Source organism: Okeania sp. SIO2B9 (genome assembly GCF_010672505.1).
In the GTDB taxonomy this organism is placed as follows: Bacteria; Cyanobacteriota; Cyanobacteriia; order Cyanobacteriales; family Microcoleaceae; genus Okeania; species Okeania hirsuta.
Map to the genome: position 1 here is coordinate 1 of NZ_JAAHGK010001161.1, position 2,432 is coordinate 2,432.

The 2,432-nt window shown below is 32.9% G+C and carries 2 protein-coding genes; both read right to left on the bottom strand.

Translation table 11 applies throughout. The features are described 5' to 3' along the window. A partial coding sequence (locus F6K13_RS28430) for an ATP-dependent helicase (protein WP_375340686.1) occupies nucleotides 1–1,510 on the bottom strand: 1,510 nt, incomplete at its 3' end. Nucleotides 1,511–1,893: 383 nt separating this feature from the next. Then, nucleotides 1,894–2,432, bottom strand: a 539-nt coding sequence (locus tag F6K13_RS28435) for a sensor histidine kinase KdpD (protein ID WP_287289203.1), incomplete at its 5' end; no start/stop codon positions are given.

Sequence of the window (2,432 nt, forward strand, 5' to 3'; positions counted from 1 at the left end):
TGTGACGCGCTCCTTGAGAAACATCATGTATTGAAATATTTTGTTTGCCTAAATCAATATCTATTCCATATTTTCCCGGATTAGAAAAAGTATCTGTAATAAATTTACCTTGTTTATTTTCTCGTACTAATACAGCAAAATTACCTTTTGGATTTTCTTGAAATAAATTAATTATCCGTTTACCCATCAACTCAAGTGTTTGGTAAATATCTCGGGGTTCATATATTTCTAAACCACCACCAGTAGCTGAAGGATTATCATTTGCCAGATGAATATTTTGGTCTCGAAAAGGTTTTTCTATTCCTGTTAATTCTGAATTATTTACCCATTTCAATACAAAATTAGCTGCATCTATAATTTTTTGACAACTACGACCTGCTTGTTCCATAGTCGCCAACTTATTTAATTGTTCGCAGTCTTCACAAAATTGCCGAAAATCTATTGGGTCTGCTGGAGTAAATGTGGAATTAATTGCTTGATTTGGGTCTCCAACACGCATGAGGTTGAGATTATTTAATTTTGATAATTTATGTTCTTGATAAATCCCATTATTTTCTGAATTACTATCATCATTTTCACTTGAATGAGCCAGTTTTTTTAAAAGTTTAGTTTGCAAGGGGGTAGAATCTTGAGCTTCATCTTCAAACACTGCAAAAACTTGATTTTGCCACATTTTTCTAGCACCTTCATTTTCTAATACCCGCAACGCTGCTAAAATCATTTCATCATAGTCAATTAATTGATTTTCCCTTAATGTTTCCTGATAGATTTGATATAAATTAGCAGCAATAGTCACAACTTGATAATGGTCATTAATTTTGTCTCGTAATTGCCATAAATCTTCTGGTTTAAGACCAGAACTTTTTGCTTGTTGAATTGCTTTCCAAGCTAATTGAGGTAAAACTTCAGTGCGTAAAACTGATTGCCTTCTTAAACGTTCAGTTTCTTCTCCATCAAATTGAACTCCTTCAATTAAAAGTTGATAATGTCTAGGATTTTTGGCAATCCAATTTTCTACACAAGTACGAGTTATTCTGTTGCTTGGAGTGGGAAGAATTAAAGTACTATTTTCTAAATCTAACTCAGATAATTCAGGATGACGTAGGGCAATACTTAAAGCCAAACCATGTAAAGTATGAACAATGAAACTGCCTTGAGGTAAAGATAATTCCTTTAAATGTTTGCGGATTTTAGTTTTAATATTACTAGCTGCAGAACGGGTAAAAGTAACAACAATTAATTGACGATTACTATGTAACTGATAACGAGCGATCGCTAAAGCTGCTGCTGCTGCCATACCATAAGATTTTCCTGCCCCAGGAACTGCTGAAACTGCTAAAGGTCCTCCTTGCCAGTCAGCCATTTGTTGTTGCCCAGGTCGTAAATTGTCACGAATTTGTTGAATTGTTTTTTCTCTTAAACTTGCTAATGATAAGTCAATTTCTGTATTTTCAGTATTCGTTTTAATATCAGTATATGGAGGCAAATTATTATTGAAATCGTCAGTCACCTTGTTTTAAATCAAAAGTTAAAAATTAAAATATAGGGTTTCTCAAGTTACTGAGGAACAGTTGTTTTTCTTATTTTCTATTCCCTACCCCCTACTCCGTTTTAAATCAAAAGTTAAAAATTAAAATATAGGGTTTCTCAGGTTACTGAGGAACAGTTGTTTTTCTTATTTTCTATTCCCTACTCCCTACTCCCTACTCCGTTTTAAATCAAAAGTTAAAAATTAAAATATTACCGAAAAATTGTGGGTATGTGCCTCCCCTTTTAAGGGGATAAAAAAAGAGCATATTCGCCAAGGTCAAGCTTCCTTATTGCAGAGGTACTGATAACTGATAACTGATAACTGAAATGACCAGTAAATATTTAAGTTTATTTTTGCCGAATTCAATCTATTTTAGCTAGGGGAAAATGAAGATAAAAAGTTGTACCAGTAGAAGGACTTGATTCAAAGAAAATCTTCCCATTATGGGCATCAATAATTGTCTTAACAATAGCAGTTCCCAATCCAATACCACCCTGTTTTCCATAACTTACAAAAGCTTCAAATAATTTATCCTGAATTTCTTGAGGAATACCAGGACCATTATCTGAAAAAGTAATTTCAACTAATCGATCTTTTCTTCTAGCTCTGATTTCTATTTTGCCTTCAGATTTATCCAGAGCTTCTACAGCATTAGATAATAAATTTTGTAAGACACGGTTAATCTTATTTTCATCAGCATTTATGATTAAACCCTCTTCCACAGAAACTATCAATTCTACAGAAGAAAAATCAATATAGACCTGGTTTAACTTAGCAAAATTTTGTAAGAGTTTAGCAATATCAATTAACTGACAATATAATTTTGTATTCCCCTGAGAAAAAGCAAGCACTTCTTCTGCCATATTTAACATTCTCTGAACTTGCATTGAAATTAGATCGC